Consider the following 1,464-nt stretch of genomic DNA (forward strand, 5'->3'; position numbering starts at 1 on the left):
ATCCCGTGTGCAGGATGTATCCCGTGTGCAGGATGTATCCCGTGTGCAGGATGTATCCGCAGGATATATCTTAGTCTTTTAGCAGATCACTGAGGGGTTGGTCGGTGAATTCTCTGAGGAAGTATTCGATAGGTTCTTCTTGATCGACCTTCCACATTTTAATAAGGAAAGTTTTACCTCGGAACTTCAACACCATAGCTGGATCGATAGGAACTTTCTTTGTGATGGTAGTTTTAACGGAGAGGGAATCGTGGTTAGGAATCCAGATAGCTCCGACTTCAAAGGGCATGGTGAGGGGGAGCAAGTCACCAACGATGGGGCTGCTATAGAATTCAGCGAATAGTCGATAGATTTTGGATACAGCGTCACGATAGGTTTTTTGGAGATTGCCGCCGATTTCACCTGGGAGTTTAGCGGTCACTTGCACTGTGGAGTAATTCCAATCATCGGTTTTATGTTTGAAGGAGCCCAATTTTACTTTATGGCTTCCTGTGAAGAGTGGAGTATAGACAAAGAGAGTAGTTTGCAGGACTTTGCCGACTTTTGGTTCACATTTCTTTTTTGGTTCAATGACAGCATCCTTGGCATCGGTTTCATCTTTAACAAGCACAAAGGCTTTACCTACTTTTTGAAAGAGCAGATGTCTTTGCAATTTGAACATATTTTCATCAATGAGTGGAAAGACACGGCTGACGGTAGCGGTGAACCATTGATCTAGGAGTTTATCAAGGATTTGGCTACGTTGTTCCAAGAAATCTTTGAGGGCATTTTTGTTAAAGATTTTGGGGTTTGTATTTTTAACCTTATCAATTTGGGCGAGGATAGCTTTAGTGGCATCCTTTGGGCAGGCGGTGGTGTGAGCGGCGACAACTTTAGGGAAGTTAGCGATAGATTCGGCTACGGCAGACATGAGAGACTCCTTTTAGGTTACAGTAACGGTTCCGATATTATACCAGTTTCCGACATTTCCTTGAATAGCAAGAGCGATGGGACCGGCCCCTACTTGGACGGTATAATTTCCTGGGTTGATGCCGGTGAGATCAACGGCGAGGTTATCAATTCTTGCTCCTGGCAGGAAACCTTTGAGATTGTGTCCACAGTCGATGATTTTATTTCCAATTTTAATCAATACATTTTGATTGGAGTAGCAGGGGGCATTTCCCTTATTGGTCCAATGGAGGTTAATATTTAGTGTACCATTTGCTGTGGAGTCGTGATCGGCTTGGGTGAGAACGAATCTATATCCCAATTTAGCGATCATATTTTGGACAGTGGGTAGTAGTGCTGCTGGAATGGTAGCTGATTTATTACTGAATTCACTGACGTGATTATTGATAGCCCATTGGATAGCACTGTACCAAGCGGCAGAATTGACCATAGTACCGCTTGGTTCTAGGATAACGGGTGCAATTTTCCATTGATTTGGAGAGGCGGCGATAACGGTAGGCAAAAAGGTATTCATTT

2 protein-coding genes are annotated in these 1,464 nt (G+C 43.7%); both read right to left on the minus strand.

Features of this window, described 5'->3' with window-relative positions; translation table 11 throughout:
* Positions 1-70: 70 nt before the first annotated feature.
* The gene (locus M0R80_23740; GenBank protein ID MCK9462643.1) at positions 71-910 is read right to left on the minus strand and encodes a hypothetical protein; all 840 of its coding nucleotides are present in this window, start codon (positions 908-910) and stop codon (positions 71-73) included.
* A gap of 12 nt (positions 911-922) precedes the next feature.
* On the minus strand, positions 923-1,464 hold a 542-nt coding region (locus M0R80_23745), incomplete at its 5' end, for a DUF4832 domain-containing protein (GenBank protein MCK9462644.1).

This window comes from Pseudomonadota bacterium (genome assembly GCA_023229365.1).
In the GTDB taxonomy this organism is placed as follows: Bacteria; Myxococcota_A; Polyangia; order JAAYKL01; family JAAYKL01; genus JALNZK01.

Bases quoted from the DNA above. Each gene is read 5' to 3' on its own strand.
- M0R80_23740 (MCK9462643.1), bottom strand. From the start codon at position 910: ATGTCTGCCGTAGCCGAATCTATCGCTAACTTCCCTAAAGTTGTCGCC.